The organism is Ralstonia sp. Ralssp135 (assembly GCF_047304345.1).
Lineage (GTDB): Bacteria > Pseudomonadota > Gammaproteobacteria > Burkholderiales > Burkholderiaceae > Ralstonia > Ralstonia chuxiongensis.
The window spans coordinates 419,357-435,137 of record NZ_JBGLYZ010000001.1 but is presented as its reverse complement, the minus strand read 5'-3'; the positions used below and the strand labels follow the sequence as shown (position 1 = coordinate 435,137).

Here is a 15,781-nt window from a genome sequence, read left to right as displayed (position 1 = left end):
GTTTGCCTCCTCTCGCATCCCTCTGGCCTGCGATTTCGTCTCGGTGATCAGCGCTTCGGCCTCGCAGCATCGCCTGACGGCCGACATTCCCTAACGTTCCACCAAAGTCGCCCGACATGCCATTTCGCTTTGCGATCGGCGTGCCGGCACGCGGCTGCCCAGGGCTGCGCGGCCCGGCACGGGCAGAACGCGCAGGGCCATGCCGGCCCCGCGACCCGAACCGGAATCGGAAGCGATTGCCGTGCCGCCGTTTCTCTGCAGACGTCGGTCGTGCGGCGTTTCTCTCCTCTTTGTATCGGCATGCGTCCAGTCAGCGGCCTGGGCGGTGCCATGCATCACGCCTGCCCACTGAGGTGACACATGAATATGAAGGTCCAAGACAACGCTTCACTGAACATTTCGACCCAGCTCCAACTGGATCAGCCCGGCAAACAGAATCAGGCCGAAAGCCCGCTGCAGCATCTCGTGCAAGACATCCTGAAGGTGCTTGAAGCCATGCTGCGCAACGCCACCGCACAAGGCGGCGCCAATGCAGGTGCCGGCGGTGGCTCGGGTGGCGCAGCCGGCGGTGGCGCCCCGGGCGCGGGTGCTGCGCATGGCCCGTCTGCAAGCCAAGGTGCGCAAGGCGCCCAGGGTTCACAAGGTGCGCAGGGAGCCAGCAAGGGCCAGCAAGTTGGCGATGACAACGGCGGCGACTCCAGCAGCCAGGACCCGATGCAAGCGCTCATGAAGCTGCTGGAAGACCTGCTGAAGTTCATGACGCTCAGCGAGCAGATGCAGCACAAGCTCGACACGGGCGACGGCGCCAAGGGCGTCGATGGCGCGGGTGGCGCCAACGGCGGCAAGGGCCTCAATATGGACGACATGCTCCAGATGCTCGACGACGCGCTGCAACTGATGCAGCAGCAGATGATGTCGAACGCGTCCGGCGGCGGTGCTGATGGCGGTGCCGGTGCAGGCGCGGCGGGTGGCGCTGACGGTGGCGCCGGCGCAGGCGCGGCAGGCGGTGCTGATGGTGGCGCCGACGCTGGCGCGGCAGGTGGTGCTGATGGCTCCAACAGCACAGGCGATGCCGGTGGCGCAAACGGCGCTGACAACACGGGCGATGCCAGCGGTGCAAACGGTGCCGACAACACGGGCGATGCCAGCGGTGCAAACGGTGCCGACAACACGGGCGCAGCCGATGGCACATCCGGCACGAACAACGCCAACGGTGCCCAGGCCAGCGGCCAGAACAGCAACGACTCCATGATCGAACAACTGCTGAAGGTGTTGGACGATCTGCTGAAGATGCTGGCTCAACAACAGCAACAGGCGCTTGGCGGCGACCAGACGCAAGGCGGCGGCGCTGGCGCGGGTGGCGCTGGCAACGCTGGTGCGGCCGGCGGGGCAAACGGTGCAGGCGGCGCAGCGGGCGGCACGGCAGCCGGTGGGGCAAACGGCGCGTCCGGTGCATCCGGCACGCCGAACGCCTCCACGGCGGATGGCGCAAATGGCGCAGACGGCACCGGCAATGGCACCAACAGCCCCATGGCCCAGCTCGAGACGCTGCTCAAAGACATGATCAAGGTGCTGGAGCAACTGCAAGCCCAAAAGGCCGGCGGCGCGCAACAGCAGCAGCCCCAGGTGCAGGGCGCGTAACGCCAGGCCACTTAACCTGACGGCCGGGTAACGGCCGTCATTTTTGCTATCTCAAGCACGGAGACTCACCATGAGTATCTTCAGCAAAATCAAGCACGCCTTTCAGCACTTGGGCAATGACATCGCCAAGGTCGGCAAGGGCATCGCCCACGCCGCCGAGAGCGTAGGCAAGAACCTCGCCCACGACGTGGAAGCCGTCGCCAAACAAACAGCAGCCTTGACCAACGATCTGGTGCATCTGCGCATTCAAAAAGCGCTGCACGACGCCGTGGGCGTTGGCGAAGCCACCTTCAAGGGCATGCGGGATCTGAATACCGCCGCCTTTGACGTGGCCGAAAAATCGCTGGAAAACGCCCACCTGAGCAAGGGCCTGGACAAGGCCCTGAGCAAGGTCGACAAGGCCCGGGGCTTCGTGAACGACATCGCTGACCGCACGGTCAAGGGCATCGGCGACAGCGTCAACGGTTTCGCGGACAGCAGCATTGCTGCCGCCAAAGCGGCTGCGCATGGTCACTTTGGTGAAGCGCTGGGCGATATCGGCTCAGCCGCTGGCAACGCCGCACAGTTGGCCTCGGACCTGACACCCGAGGGCCTCGCCGCCAGCGCGGCCGTGGCAACACTGCAGAAGACGCACCTGGGCGGTACGGTGGTCGACTCGGTGGTGGAAGGCGCGCTGACCGGCGGCCGCAGCGGCCTGAAGGATGCGGTCAAGCTTGCCGCCAAGGAAGGCACCAAGGCCGAGGCCGGCGTACAGGCACAGAACCTGTTCGACAAGGTGAGCGGCAGCGGCAATGGCACCGGCGGCATGCTGCTCGGCGCTGCTGCTGCGGGCGCTGGCGTGGCAGGAGATTTCCATGCCTCGCGCAAGACCCGGCACGCCACGCAACCTGAAGCGCACTACGTCGGCACGCAACATCAGGCCGTCGCAGACGGCCACGAAGACGCGAGCCGCAAGGGCAAGAAGAAGCACGAGGCCGAAGTCGACTCCAGCAATGGCAACGGCAGCAACAAGGCCCAACCCAACGGCGCCGACCCCACCGGGCAGGATGCGCTCCTGCAGCTGCAACTCCTGCAACAGCAGTCCGCGCATCAACGCATGCTGAACGCCATCAAGTCGAACGGCAATGACGACGACGATGACGACGGCGACGACGTCACCTCCAAGGCCCCCGTATCGGCGCCGCAGTCCTCCGGCTCGAGCCAGGTGAGCGCTAGCGCCAACGCCAGCACGTCGACGCATAAGAAGGCCGCATAAGCCACCGCGTGCGTTTGTTTCACCTCGGCCCCACGCGATGTTGGCGTGGGGTCGTTGTTTTCCACCACCGGTGCGACGCCACCGTCGTACACCCCCCGACTCGAATCTCAATGCCTTCGATCAATCCATTCCGCCGCACTTCGCAGGCTCCGGCCGCAGAATCCACTCCAGCGCGCAGCAACGTTCCCGCCTACGCCACGCCCCCGCGGCAGGAGCCGGCACGGCAGCCCCGGCGCGGCGGTATTGCCGGATTGTTTGGGCTGCGCCGCTCGTCTGCCAATGCTGGCGGGCCTTCCGCTGCACGCCCCAACATCACCGCCGGCACATCACCCGGGACGTCGCGCACGGCACCAAACAGCCCACTCCATGCACGCGCCCCGGCGCCCGAAATCCCGCTGCATGGCGCCGCTGCCGTAAATGCGCGCATCGCCGGCTCCGGCGTCCGCCAGGCCCTGGAAGAATGGCACGCGCAGATGCATGCCCGGATTGCAGACTACCGTCCGGCAAACCCGCCTGCTCACTTCAATGCGGCACGACAGCTCGACATTGCACTGACGCATATCGAAGACGTGGCGCGAGGGCGTCGAGAGCCCGCAGACAAGATCGAACTGAAGGCGACGCCCGTGCTCCATCTGCCGGATCTCGTCTCCGAAATCGCGCACCTCAAGGCGCTCCACCTGTCGGATTGCGACTTGCGCGAGTTGCCGCATGATCTGGGCAACCTTGGCCTGCTGGAGACGCTCAAGCTGCACGACAACCAACGCTTGCACGCGGTGCCCGACACGCTGGGGCAGTTGTCGAGCTTGAAACATCTTGAAATCGTGGGAAGTGGTGTGCGCGAGTTACCGGCCATGCACGGTCTGGCGAACCTGGAGCACCTTGCCATCCAGCATTCACCGCTCACCGGGTTGCCACGCGACATTGGAAACGCACGCAAGCTGAAGACGCTGTCTCTGGCGCACACCTACCTGCGCGAGGTGCCAGCCAGCATCGGCAACCTGTCGAAGCTCACCGAACTGAACCTGCACCACAACGTGGGCCTGACTTCGGTACCCGATTCCATTGGGCAGTTGCGTCATCTGAAAACGCTCGACCTCTCGCACTGTCCGCAGCTACGCGCCGTGCCGGCATCGGTCGGAAGCCTGCGCCAGATCAAGACCATCGATCTGCGTGGCTGCACGGGGCTCACGATGCAGGGCCTGCCAAAATCGCTCATCACCCCGATGCCCGGCCGCAAGGTGCACTTTCCGGAACATCTGCACACCGAAATCGGCAAGGTGCGTGAAGAATGGGCGATGAAAAACGCGCCTCGCCTTCAATTGCTGCACGCCGACATCGAGCGCAAGAACGAAGAGATGGAAAATGCCGTCTTCGGTTCGGCAAGCGGCATGAATGACGGCCAGTTGGTCTCGGTCGCGTTTCGACTGAAGAATGCCCATGACCGGCTACCCGAAGTGAGGAATCAGGTCCTGCGCAATCCGACGGCCGTGCAGGCCGATGCGTCTACCGCCATGCAGCATGCATTGGCCAACGCGTTCAACATGGAGCCCGATCGCGAGGTGTCCGCACGTTTGGCTACCGCCGCGCGTGCGCTGCCGCGCGCCCTGCAGCATGAACTTGCCGATCTGGTGGCCTCCAGCGCGGGGCGCCAGTTGGTGATCGCCATTGGCGAAGGCGCGTTTGGCGTGCGCGGCTCCAGCCGGCTGCAACACATGCTTCCGGCGTTCGCTCAGAAGATTGCCGGCCACGCGCAGATCCAGAGCCTGCGCGAGCAGGCACGGCGCCATCCGTCAACCAACCCTTCGCACCAGGTGGCTGCACAGCTGGTACCGATTGTTCAGCAGTTATGGACAGCCACGCAGGCCCAGGCCACACTCGCAGCGCTTGCACAGCCGTTGCAGACTGAACTGAAACCGCTGCTGGCATCAGAAGCTGGCCGCCAGTTCGTGTTGGACCTCAGCAAAGTGGCCGAGGGCGCCAAGGGAACGAGTACACTCAGGCGTCTTCTACCGCAATTGGCGACGCGGATTGCGCACGACCCGAATGCGCAGGCCCTCCACCGGTTGGCACGGCAGGATCAGCACGGCACCGCAGACGAACGCCGCGAAGGCCTTGCGCTGGCATTGCTTCCCATCGCCCAGCGCCACTGGAATACGCTTGTTCAGCAAGGCACCGCCGGGCCGTCAAACCGCCCCTGACCGCGCGGCTGGCGGGCACGAATGACAAAGCCTCCCGAACGGAGGCTTTGTCGTGACTACATTGGCAAAAGCACTACAGCGCTACCACACGCGGTGTCAGCAGGAACAGCCGCTGAAACCGCTGCCCGGTCGTCTGGTCATGCCGGAACAGTGCTCCCAGCAACGGGATCTTCGAAAGCCCGGGCACAGCATCTACGCCCTTGGTCTGCTGGTCTACCGAGTAGCCGGCAATCAGCAGGCTTTCGCCTTCGTTGATGAGTGCCTGGGTGTTGATCTCGCTCTTGTTCACCACCGGCAGGTTGCCGACCATCTGACTGGTGATCTGGCCATCCTCAATATGGATGTTCATGCGAATGCGCGAGACGCCGCCGTCGGTGACCACCATCGGCAACACGCGCAACGACACGCCCGCCGAAATGCTGTACAGATCCGCCGACTGATACCCCGCCACCGGCACGTAGAAATTCTGCTTGCTGTCCATGATGGCCTCGGTGTTGTCGAGTGTGGCCACCTTGGGGCTCGCGGTGATGTGAGCCTGGTTGGTCTGCTGCAGCGCGCTGATACGCGCCATCAGGTAACGCGATGCCCCACCGATCACGGCGGTCAACACGCCCCCCGTTGGCGTAGCGGCAATGGCGGCAGCGGCATTGGCCGTTGTGGATACTGCATCGAGCGAGCCGGGATTGGACAATTGCGTGTTGGTGCCGTAGCCGGTTTGCATGTCGACGTGGCTGTTGTGCAGACGCCAGTCAACGCCGAGGTCTTCCAATGCGCTCTCGCTGATCTCGATGATATTGGCGCTGATCTCCAGCACAGCCGGGCGCGTGTCCAGCGATTCAATCAACGATTGGTGGGCCGCCATGCGGTCTGCGCGGTCTCGTACGAGCACCGAGTTGCTGCGCGGGTCTGCATGGATGATCGGGGCGCTGCCGCCGTCTTCCTGGAATGCATCGGTGCGGCTGCGGCCTTCGCCGCTGGGCAGCGGTGCTACAGAACCGCCGCCGGCATATTGGCCGATGCCGCCAGGCGGCAGCGGCGCTTTGCCGCCACTGCGATCATTGCCGCCCAGGCCTGAAAGCGCACGCGTGCCAGCGCGGCCTGCGTTCGCCTCGCCGGGGGCGACGCTGTCGACACGGCGGTCACTGCCGCGCTGCGGCGTGTTCTCCGTGCTCGGTGCGTTGTTGCCGTACATGCTGTTCAGGATGGACGCGACACCGCGAATGGTGATGGACTGGCCGTCCACCACCATGGTGTGATCCGTGGCCCAGGCATAGCGCAGCGGGAAAGTACGCACGACGGTGCGGTTGGCGTCCTCGCGGCCGCGATCGATCAGGCGTGCGATGTCCTGCACGAGTTCGACCAGGCGCGGCGGCCCGGATACGACCACGCTGCCGGTTTCGTCGTCATACAGCACAGGAAAGCGCGGGTCGGTCACGCCCAGGCGCGTCAACGCACGCTTGACCTGCGCGGTGGACGCGCGCTGCAGCGCGATGGTGGCGCTCTGCGCCTCGTTGGCGCCCGTCACACGCAACACGGCGCCGTCGTAGTACCACGCAAAGCCGAACGTGGCGGCCATGCGATCGAGAAACCGCTGCGGTGTTTCATTGAAGTTGCCCGTCACGCTGCCCTCGACCTGCGGCGATATCCACGTCATGACGTGCTGGCTGGCACCGAGGTCTCGCAAGACATCTTTCACGTCTTTGCGGTCGGCCACGTATTCAAATTTTTGCGACTGCCAGGGGATCACCGCCGCAGCGGCACTTCCGACCAGCGACAGCACCGCGATGGCCACAGCCATCAGGCACCGGCACGCGGCCAGCACGCGACCTTTCCGGCCCGCAATTCGAGTCAGATGCATGGTTGCACTCGTGAGAATGAAGAAGACAGACCGCACCAGCGCGCGGCCACGCGATACAGCGCCTGCGGCTTAACGCCAGATGGTTTCCGACGGCGCTTCGTTGAACTGCTTGCGATACCCCTTGACCAACGCCGAGCGACTGCGAATGCCCCAGCGCGATGCCGTATCGATGATGTTCGATGGCCCGCGCCCCTCGTCTAGCAAATCGGAGCGGATGCCCTCCAGACGCAGGCGCCGGATAACCGAGCTGGGCGACATGCCTACCGCGCTCTTGAACGCAAGTTGCAGCGCGCGTTCAGTCACGTTGATGTGCGCGGCCACCTCACGCGTGGTCAGGTCGCTGCGCTCAATGTTGTCGAGGATGTAGTGATACGCCCGGCGGTACTTGGCAGACAGCCGCGCGCTCACGTCATCGGACGCACGTGACGCGGCGGGCGTGGTCTGGCTGACGCGGCGCACGCCGGGCGATTCGGTGCGCAGGCAGCGCAGGGCGTCCTGCATATAGGCGGTGTAGTACTTGAGCGCACCGGCTGCGTCGCCACGCTGCGCGGCCATCTTGGCGCGGCAGTAGAGGTAGTCGAAATTCCAGCGGCGTGCGCCGAAAGACGTATCGCGGTTGCAGATCTGGTCATATACCTTGCCGGCCACGTCGTGCTGCTCACCGCTGAGCGCTGCCAGCACAACCTCCACCTTCGTCTGCATCAACAGGCGGCTACCCATGCGGCGCGATTGCCCGATGATCGCCATGAGCGGGTCGATTGCCGCGCGATCGCCATCTGCCATGCGGCGCAGCAGGCTCAGATATTCAGCGCGGCGATGGATCATCGCGGGCACATTCGCGTCGTGCTTGCCGTTGAGGGCCCATCCGTCGCGGCCGCCATGGTGGTGCAGCATCGCAGCACCCACTTCGGCCGACTGCCAGAACGCGTGTTCCAGCAAGCGGTTGGAGCATCGGATGCCAGCCTGCACCGCAAACTCGTACACGACGAGATCGAGCGTGGCGATCCAGCCGGCATCATTGCGCTCCGTTGCAATGGCGCGAGCCGATTGCAGGGCCTCGTCTGCTGCGTCCTGCTGACCGAGCTGGTGGTGCACGAGGGCCAAGCCCATCATCCCTTCGATGCGCTGCAGCCATGTCGCGCCATCGTCTTCGGCCATGCGAGAGAAGCAGCCCGCCGCGGCCGAATAGCGATCGCGCAGCAGCGATTGCCAGCCCATGTTGCGGCACGAGACCACGCGCAGTTGATCATCCGAATGGCGTATCAGACGCTGCGCGGTGCGGAACGCTTCTTCGGCGTCTTCATCGCACTCCAGCAGCATCGATGCATCGGCCATGGCGAGCACGCCGGCGTAGTCGCCCGCCTCCTTGCCGTGCAGGCCGGCATGATCATCGACCAGTTGATACGCGCGGTCGAAATCCTCCGCGAAGACGGCCTGCGCATAGTCAGGCAGACGCTCACGCGCTGCTAGTCCGGAGGCCAAGGCAAAGTAGATGTTTCCCAGCATGTCGACGCTCCCGTGTCAGAGATTGCGGCTGGCAAAGGGCTGGCCGCTTGGTGTTGGATTTCCTAAGGACATCCTAAGAAATCGCCGCACCGACAATCTCAACAAAGCTTCGTCAGGCGCTGAACAATCCTCACCGCATATTTTTCGGTTTTGACGACGTGCCATCGCCCACCAGCCCGTTCTTGACCCGCTGCAGCAACTGGCTATATGTAAGCGTGTCCCGCACCTGGCTGGACATGGCCACCACCAGCGCCGTGACCATGAGGATGGCCACCGCACCCTTGATGGGCTGGCCGAGCGAAGCGGGTTCGAGCTTGTCTGCCGCACGCGAAAGCAGCCCGATGCCGGCGTCGATGAGGAACAGCGTCATCATCACCGGCGCGGCCAGCTTGACGGCCGTGGAGAAAATGGAATCGGTTTGCTGCAGCAGAAAACTTTCGGCCACGGCGCTCATGTCAGGCAGCGTGGCGCCCAGCGGCCACCAGTGGAACGACTCGAACACCACGCCCAGCAGGAACAGCATGCCACCCGCTGCATAGAACAGCGTCACGGCCAGGTTCAGCAGCGTGTTGCCGATGGGTGTGTTCTGGTCACCCTGCAACGGGTTGCTCATCTGCACGTTGTTGAAGCCCGCCATGTTGTCGACGATCGTGCCCGCCGTCTGCGCAACCCAGAACACCGTGGACGCCGCGTAGCCAAGACACGCACCCAGAAAGATCTCCTTGCCCGCCAGCAGGAACCACCGGGCCGCGCTCAGGTGTTCCGCCACGGCGGGTGGCTGCGCCGCCGCCACGATGATGGCGAGCGTGTAGACCACACCATTGCGCGCCGTGCCGGGCATGGACTGATCGCTCGTGGCCGGCAGGATCGCGAAGATGGTCATGATGCGCACGCACGACAGCGCGAGCAGCGCAAGGATGACCTCCGCGCTTTCATCAAGATCAAACCAGGCGTGCAGAACGGTATCGATGGCTTCCATATGCGGGCGTGAATATCGTAAGAATGTTTCGTCATCAAGCCGCTGCGCGTGGGCGCGGACGCGCCAGGATGGCCTCCACGGCCTCTTCCTCGGTGGCAAGCTCGCGCTCGGTGGCTTCCTGCTGGTCGATCCGCTCTGCAGTCTTGCGGCATTGGTCGAGCATGGCATCGAGCCGCGCCAAGGCCTGGCGGCGCGCCTTGAGTTCGGCCTCGCGTTCAGCCACGGCGGCGTGCGCAGCCGCCACGTCGTGCTCGGCCTGCACGACCGCATCGTCCAGTTCGCCGCGAAACGCGTCGTAGCGCAGGTATGCATCGGCCAGCAGCACGGGGGCGGCAATCAGCTGATCCATGCGGTCGATATGCCCGCGCAGCCGCTCATGCGCGCGCTCGCACGCGTCTTCACTGTCTTGCGCGGCGGCCTGTGCATCCGCCACGCCTTGCTGTGCGATAGCGATCTCCGCTTCGACACGACGGCGCTGGCGCGTTTTGGCTTCGATCAGCGTGTGCCATACCGCGGAGCGCTTGCGCTTCATGTCTGGCCTACCTCGCTCAGCAGTCGATATGTCTCATCTGGGCTGCACCACTCGTCGGTGCGTTGGCGCAGGAAGTCTTCCATCCATCCGTTCCATTGCACGGCGGTGTCGGCCACGGCATCGCTGCCTTCCTTGTATTCGCCCATCTGCAGCAGCGTCTCGACTTCGTTGTACTTGGCGAGCAATTGCCGCATGCGGCCGGCGGCGGCGCAGTGGTCAGCCGGCGCGACTTGCGTCATCACACGGCTCAGGCTGTTCAGGATGTCGATGGCCGGATAGCGATTGCGCGCGGCAATATCGCGCGACAGGATCAAGTGGCCATCCAGAATGCCCCGCACTTCTTCGGCCACGGGGTCGTTGCCGGATTCGTCTTCGGCCAGCACGGTGTACAGCGCGGTGATGGAGCCCGTGGCGCTCATGCCGGCACGCTCAAGCAAGCGCGGCAGCTCGGCGAACACCGACGGCGGAAAGCCGCGCCGCGTGGGCGGCTCGCCGGCAGCAAGGCCGATCTCGCGCTGCGCGCGGGCAAAGCGCGTGAGCGAGTCCATCATCAGCAGCACACGCAGGCCCTGGTCGCGGAAATACTCGGCGATGGCGGTGCCCACGTGCGCAGCCTTGGCGCGTTCCACGGACGATCGATCCGACGTGGCACACACCAGCACGGAGCGGCGCATGCCTTCCTCGCCCAGGATCTGCTCGATGAATTCGCGCACCTCGCGGCCGCGCTCGCCAATCAGCACGATCACGTTGACATCGCACTCGGTGCCGCGCGCCAACATGCCGAGCAGCGTGCTCTTACCCACGCCGGCCGGCGCAAAGATGCCCATGCGCTGCCCTTCCGCCAAGGTGGCCAATCCGTCGATCACGCGCACACCAGTGGCCAGCGGCTGTTCCACCAGGCGGCGCGACATCGGGTCAGGCGCCTGCGCAAACACCGGCACATAGTCATACACATCCAGCGGCGGTCCGCCGTCGGCGGGTCGGCCCAGGCCATCCAGCACGCGGCCGAGCAAGCCGGGCCCGCTCCCGACCGAAAGCGTGCGCCCGCTGGGCACCACGCGGGTCGAGCGCGATAAACCCACCACGCCGCCAAATGGCGCGAGCAATGCAAAGTGCTCGCTAAAGCCGACCACCTCGCCTTGCTGAAGCGCCGTGCCATCCGGTGTGGTCAACGTGCACAGTTCGCCAAGCTTGACGTCCACGCCGCCCACACGCAGCAGCGTGCCCGTCACCTCCACGACCTTGCCTAGCCGCTGGACGGGCGCCACGCTACGAATCGCCTCGTCCATGGCGTCGATCAGCGCAGCCTTGGTCATGCCGCATCCTCGTCAAAGCCGCCGTCGCCATCTGCGAAATCTTCTTGCGGATCGGCATGTTCAAGAGGCTTGCGCCTGCGCGCTGAAAGCGCCTGTCGCAGGGCCGCCAATTGCACACGCAGGCTCGCGTCGGCCACGCCGTGGTCCCATTCGCATTGGCAATGCCCAGGCTCCGCACGATCGTCGGCCAGCACCTCGAAGGCAGCATTGAGCGAGCCCGTCTGCACGGCCTTGGCGAAGGCGGCGCGAGCCGGTTCGATCTCGTCTGCGCACACGCGCACCGTCAGGCGCGCCTGGCTTTGCAGCACGCGACCGAGCGTGGCGGCCACGCGCGCGAACAGCGCCTGGCGATCGGATTCCAGCACCACGTGCTCGACCGCCTGCATGACCGTGGCGATCAGGCGGTCTTCCTCGCGGCGCGTGGCCTCGTCATCGTCGTACGCACGCGCGGCCATGGACGCGTGAAAATCCTCCAACGCACGTCGCTGACCGGCGGCATAGCCAAGCTTGGCGCTGCGCTGCGCGCGCTGCTCGGCTTGCCTGAGCAACTCGTCGGCATTGGCCTGGGCTTGCGCCACGATGGCTTCAGCCTGGGCGTGAGCCTGCGCCAATGCGGTCTCGCGTGCTTCTTCCACGGCCTGCCATGCGGCATCCAGCTCGACCACGTGCCCGTAGTCTTCAGCACGAATCACGTCTGAGCCAATGCCCAGCGGAGCATCGCGCCTCAACCAAATAACCATGACAACTCCGGAAAGAGAACAGGCAACACAGCCATGAAGCCTTCGGCTTGCGTTTCAGCGGTTGGCGTGCCGGCGCACGGCGGTACCGGCGCTTGCATGCCGATCGTCAGGCGCATCAATTGCGCGAGCGACAGATCCGACACCGTACCGTCGGCAATCAGGGCATGCAGGCCCGCTTCTGCAAGCTGCGCCAAGTCGAGCACCGGCAGCGGCCCACCGGCGTCTGGCGCCCAGTGCTCGCGTTGCGTCAAAGCGGTGAGCGCTGCCTCCCCCAACAGACCGGCAAGACCGGCGAGGTAAGCACCGTCAATGCACCGCGCCAGCGCGGCGCGCCTGCCTATCAGCATGCGGGCGGCCAGCACGCGCTGGAGGTCGTCTTTATCGAGCACCGCCAGGCGATGCGCGTGCGAAAGCAATGTCGGCAAGCCCACCTGGCCCACACCAAGCGCGATACACACCTGCCGCCAGTCTTGGGCTGCGCCCGCCGGCACATCGATTGCCCGTGGGGCCAGCGCCGACGCATCGCGCACGTGCGCAAGCCCATGCAGCCGCTCTTGATACGCGTGCAACATGCGCAGGATCATGGCGGCGGCCGGATCGGGTGCGGCGCTCGTGTGGTTCATGCTGTCGCGCGCTTCTTCCAGCGTGCCGGCAACTTGTCTTCCAGGCGCGCGCGCGCTGCGTCAAGCCGCGTCCGTACAGCAGACAGCCGGGTTGCGGCACGCCACAGCAGGACGATCACGCCCAGCGCACCCACCACGGCGCCGAGCGTGGCCCACGACACACCGGCGGGCGCGCGGCTGGCGACATCGGCGGTGGGCGCATCTACGGTGCCGGGCACCAGCGTGACGCTGACGTTCTCATAGGTGAGCCCCTCCACGCTGTGCACGACCAGGTTCTTGATGCTGGGGACCAGCGAAGACACGTTGGCGCTCGGGCGGTATTTAATGAACACCGATGCGCTGGATGGCTTGACCACGGTGGCCAGCGGATCGTTGTTGGGCAGCACGATCTGCACGTTGGCTACGGACACGCCATCAATGCGCGAAAGCGTTTGTGAAAGCTGCTGCGATACGCCGTAAATGAAGCGCACCCGCTCTTCCGTGGGCGTAGAGATGAGCCCGTCCTTCTTGAAGATGTCGCCCAGGCTCGCGTACTTCTCATGCGGCAAGCCGTGGCTGTGCAGGACTTCCATCGCGCGGGCAAAGGCATCCTGGTCGACCATCACCGTCCAAGTCTTGCCGTCGTCTGGCGAATTCTTCTGCGCGTCGATGCCGGCCTGCAGCAGCACGGTCAGCATGTCGTTGGCGTCAGCCTCGCTCAGCTGCGCAAAAAGCTGCTTGTTGCAGCCCGCCAGCAACGCAGTCAGCACAAACAGCAGTGCCAGCGCGCCGCGCCGCATGCGGCCGGATGGAAGCGCGGTCCGCATCATTGGTTCCGCATCAAGGTCTGCACGGCGTTCTTGCCGGAATGCGCAATGGTGCTGCCCAGATGGATCTTCGTCATGGTGGCCGCGCACTCCATTTGCACACGCACGCCTTCGGCCACCACTTCCTGCACCGACATACCGCGCTCGGCTTCGGTCATGGCCTCCACACGCGCCATCGACGCCTGCACGGCGGCATCTTCCTTCTTGACCAGTTCGCCAACGGCCGAAGGCGCCTTGCTGTGGTGCTGACCGTGCTTGGCGTTCTGCAGCATGGATTCGAAACGAGCGACAAGCTCGGGCGCTGGCGTGGCGGCTTCAGCCGGGGCAATGCCGGTGCCCGGCGTGCCGGCAGTCACCGGCGGAATGGCGGTCGGACCTTGGATCATGATGGACTCCGGGAGGATGGTTAGGCGCGGGTGAAGTAATGCGCGCTGTGGTACGCGCTCAAATCCACGCTTTCTGCGGCGGGCGCCGCGGTGGCGGTGCCGAACGTGCCGGCATCCATTTCTTCCTGCACACCGATCAGCGTGCGCACCAGCGCGACGGAATCGGGGTCTTCGTCGCGGGCCAGCACCTCGTTGGCATACACGTGCCATTCCTGATCGCCCAGGGCGTTCAGGCACAGGGCCATCATGGCCGAGGCAAACGGCACCACGCTCTCGGCGCGCTCGCCGTTGTGCAGCTCACGCAGGATGCGCGCGGCATCGGCGTATTGATGCCGGCCCACCAAAAGCCAGCCTTCCACCAGGTCGAGTTCGCGAAAATTCGGGCGCAACGTGCGCAATGCAGTCAGCAGCGATTGCGCGTTGTCGAACTGGCCGCTGCGCGTTGCGTACATCAAGACTTCGAGCAGCCCGCCCAGCAGGCGGTTGCTACATTGAATCGGTTCCATATCGCAGGGTTCTCCGTGTCGGGTCATGTCGATACCGGCATTGATAGACCGGCCGACCTCGGGTGGAACCATAGACGCCCGCATGCCGCGCGCCGGCCAACCGCCCCGAAAAAGAGCGCCCGACCCCGAAGTTGGCCAGGCCCTGTGCGTCAGTGCGCACAACGCAAGCCCGCCCGCTTTCGCCGCGCCCTCCCCGCGCCCTGCTCTTTCTTTCCCGGGTTTCGGAACGGCGCATCCACCTTCGCTCAGGCGCCAAGCGCGTAGCGCCCGCGTCTGCACAATGCGTCGCATCGCTACGGCACCGTACGCCGCGGCCTCCCCCGTCGACACCCAGGGCACCGCCATGTCGGACGAAAAAACCGAAGAGCCCACAGACAAGAAACTCAGAGATGCGCACAGAGACGGCGAGACCGCCAAGAGCGCCGACCTGATCGCCGCCGTCGTGCTGCTGGCGGGCTGCCTGCTGCTTGCCATGACGGCATCGCTGCTGGGCGACCGCTGGCGCGCGCTGGTCGACCTTGCGCTCGATGTGAACAACAGTCGGCACCCGGCGATGACGCTCAAGCAGACGCTCGGCCACGTCGCGCTTCAGCTGGCGCTGATGACGCTGCCGCTGAGCCTGGTGTTTGCGCTGGTCGCATGGATTGCCACGTGGGGGCAGACGGGCATCGTGCTCTCGACCAAGCCGCTCGAACTGAAGATGAGCGCCATCAACCCTGCATCGGGTCTAAAGCGCATCTTCTCCATGCGCTCGATGATTGACCTGCTCAAGATGGTGGTGAAAGCGCTCGCCGTTGGGGCCGCGCTGTGGAAGCTGGTACTGATGCTGCTGCCGACCATCGTGGGCACGCCATATCAGCCAGTCATGGATATCGCGCAGATCGGCATGTCGATGCTGGTGAAGCTGCTGGGCGCAGGCGGTCTGCTGTTCCTGCTGCTCGGCGCGGTGGACTTTGGCATCCAGCGCTGGCTCTTCATCCGCGACCACCGCATGAGCAAGGACGAAGTCAAGCGCGAGCACAAGAACAGCGAAGGCGATCCGCACATCAAGGGCCAGCGCAAGCAACTGGCACGCCAGATGGTGGACGAGGCCAAGCCCAAACAGAGCGTGGCCGGCGCGCAAGCCGTGATCGTCAACCCCACGCACTACGCCGTGGCGATTCGCTACGCGCCCGAAGAGTGCGGCTTGCCGTGCATCACCGCCAAGGGCGTCGACGACGAAGCCCTGAGGTTGCGCGAAGAAGCGCAGGCGCTGGGCATTCCGATCATCGGCAACCCGCCGCTGGCACGCGCACTGTACCTCGTGAAGCTGAACGACCCCGTGCCCGAAGCGCTGTTTGAAACCGTGGCAGAAGTGCTCGCCTGGGTCGGCGAGATCGGCGCGAAAGACACCGGCGCTAGACACACCGGCGCAAGCCCTTCCATCTTGAACTGA

Annotated in this window: 14 protein-coding genes; 4 read left to right on the top strand and 10 right to left on the bottom strand. The window is 65.0% G+C overall.

Annotation, left to right across the window (positions count from 1 at the left end):
- Nucleotides 1-360: 360 nt before the first annotated feature.
- From ACCD03_RS01940 to ACCD03_RS01930, 3 genes are all read left to right on the top strand, one after another.
- Nucleotides 361-1,641 (top strand): hypothetical protein, encoded by a 1,281-nt coding sequence (locus tag ACCD03_RS01940; protein WP_413410664.1) that lies wholly within the window; start codon nucleotides 361-363, stop codon nucleotides 1,639-1,641.
- A gap of 70 nt (nucleotides 1,642-1,711) precedes the next feature.
- The gene (locus ACCD03_RS01935; RefSeq protein WP_413410663.1) at nucleotides 1,712-2,896 is read left to right on the top strand and encodes a hypothetical protein; all 1,185 of its coding nucleotides are present in this window, start codon (nucleotides 1,712-1,714) and stop codon (nucleotides 2,894-2,896) included.
- 110 nt (nucleotides 2,897-3,006) lie between these two features.
- Nucleotides 3,007-5,094 (top strand): hypothetical protein, encoded by a 2,088-nt coding sequence (locus ACCD03_RS01930; RefSeq protein ID WP_413410662.1) that lies wholly within the window; start codon nucleotides 3,007-3,009, stop codon nucleotides 5,092-5,094.
- 73 nt (nucleotides 5,095-5,167) lie between these two features.
- Here the strand turns inward: ACCD03_RS01930 and sctC are convergent, their stop codons facing one another.
- The 10 genes from sctC to ACCD03_RS01880 all read right to left on the bottom strand — a co-directional run bounded on the left by sctC (nucleotide 5,168) and on the right by ACCD03_RS01880 (nucleotide 14,346).
- The gene (sctC, locus tag ACCD03_RS01925; RefSeq protein ID WP_413410661.1) at nucleotides 5,168-6,952 is read right to left on the bottom strand and encodes a type III secretion system outer membrane ring subunit SctC; all 1,785 of its coding nucleotides are present in this window, start codon (nucleotides 6,950-6,952) and stop codon (nucleotides 5,168-5,170) included.
- 69 nt (nucleotides 6,953-7,021) lie between these two features.
- Nucleotides 7,022-8,458, bottom strand: coding sequence for a helix-turn-helix transcriptional regulator (locus tag ACCD03_RS01920; protein ID WP_045205526.1), 1,437 nt, complete (start codon nucleotides 8,456-8,458; stop codon nucleotides 7,022-7,024).
- A 130-nt stretch (nucleotides 8,459-8,588) separates the two neighbouring features.
- Nucleotides 8,589-9,437: a type III secretion system export apparatus subunit SctT gene (sctT, locus tag ACCD03_RS01915; RefSeq protein WP_413410660.1), complete on the bottom strand. Its 849-nt coding sequence runs from the start codon at nucleotides 9,435-9,437 to the stop codon at nucleotides 8,589-8,591.
- A 34-nt stretch (nucleotides 9,438-9,471) separates the two neighbouring features.
- The gene (locus tag ACCD03_RS01910; protein WP_252694731.1) at nucleotides 9,472-9,969 is read right to left on the bottom strand and encodes a flagellar FliJ family protein; all 498 of its coding nucleotides are present in this window, start codon (nucleotides 9,967-9,969) and stop codon (nucleotides 9,472-9,474) included.
- Nucleotides 9,966-11,285, bottom strand: a complete 1,320-nt coding sequence (sctN, locus tag ACCD03_RS01905; protein WP_413410659.1) for a type III secretion system ATPase SctN — start codon at nucleotides 11,283-11,285, stop codon at nucleotides 9,966-9,968. Before sctN ends, ACCD03_RS01910 begins: the two co-directional genes overlap by 4 nt.
- Nucleotides 11,282-12,025 (bottom strand): type III secretion system stator protein SctL, encoded by a 744-nt coding sequence (sctL, locus tag ACCD03_RS01900; RefSeq protein ID WP_413410658.1) that lies wholly within the window; start codon nucleotides 12,023-12,025, stop codon nucleotides 11,282-11,284. The genes sctN and sctL overlap by 4 nt, the downstream gene beginning before the upstream one ends.
- On the bottom strand, nucleotides 12,010-12,648 hold the full coding sequence (locus ACCD03_RS01895) for a type III secretion protein HrpB4 (protein ID WP_413410657.1): 639 nt from the start codon (nucleotides 12,646-12,648) through the stop codon (nucleotides 12,010-12,012). The genes sctL and ACCD03_RS01895 overlap by 16 nt, the downstream gene beginning before the upstream one ends.
- Nucleotides 12,645-13,454, bottom strand: coding sequence for a type III secretion system inner membrane ring lipoprotein SctJ (sctJ, locus tag ACCD03_RS01890; protein ID WP_413410686.1), 810 nt, complete (start codon nucleotides 13,452-13,454; stop codon nucleotides 12,645-12,647). The genes ACCD03_RS01895 and sctJ overlap by 4 nt, the downstream gene beginning before the upstream one ends.
- Nucleotides 13,454-13,840, bottom strand: a complete 387-nt coding sequence (locus tag ACCD03_RS01885) for a type III secretion protein HrpB2 (protein ID WP_024978154.1) — start codon at nucleotides 13,838-13,840, stop codon at nucleotides 13,454-13,456. Before ACCD03_RS01885 ends, sctJ begins: the two co-directional genes overlap by 1 nt.
- A 20-nt stretch (nucleotides 13,841-13,860) precedes the next feature.
- Entirely contained in the window at nucleotides 13,861-14,346 is a 486-nt protein-coding gene (locus tag ACCD03_RS01880) for an HrpB1 family type III secretion system apparatus protein (protein ID WP_045205532.1), read from the bottom strand.
- A 280-nt stretch (nucleotides 14,347-14,626) separates the two neighbouring features.
- Here ACCD03_RS01880 and sctU point away from each other — a divergent pair, with 280 nt between their 5' ends.
- A complete protein-coding gene (gene sctU / locus ACCD03_RS01875; protein WP_413410656.1) occupies nucleotides 14,627-15,781 on the top strand; it encodes a type III secretion system export apparatus subunit SctU in 1,155 nt (384 codons plus the stop codon).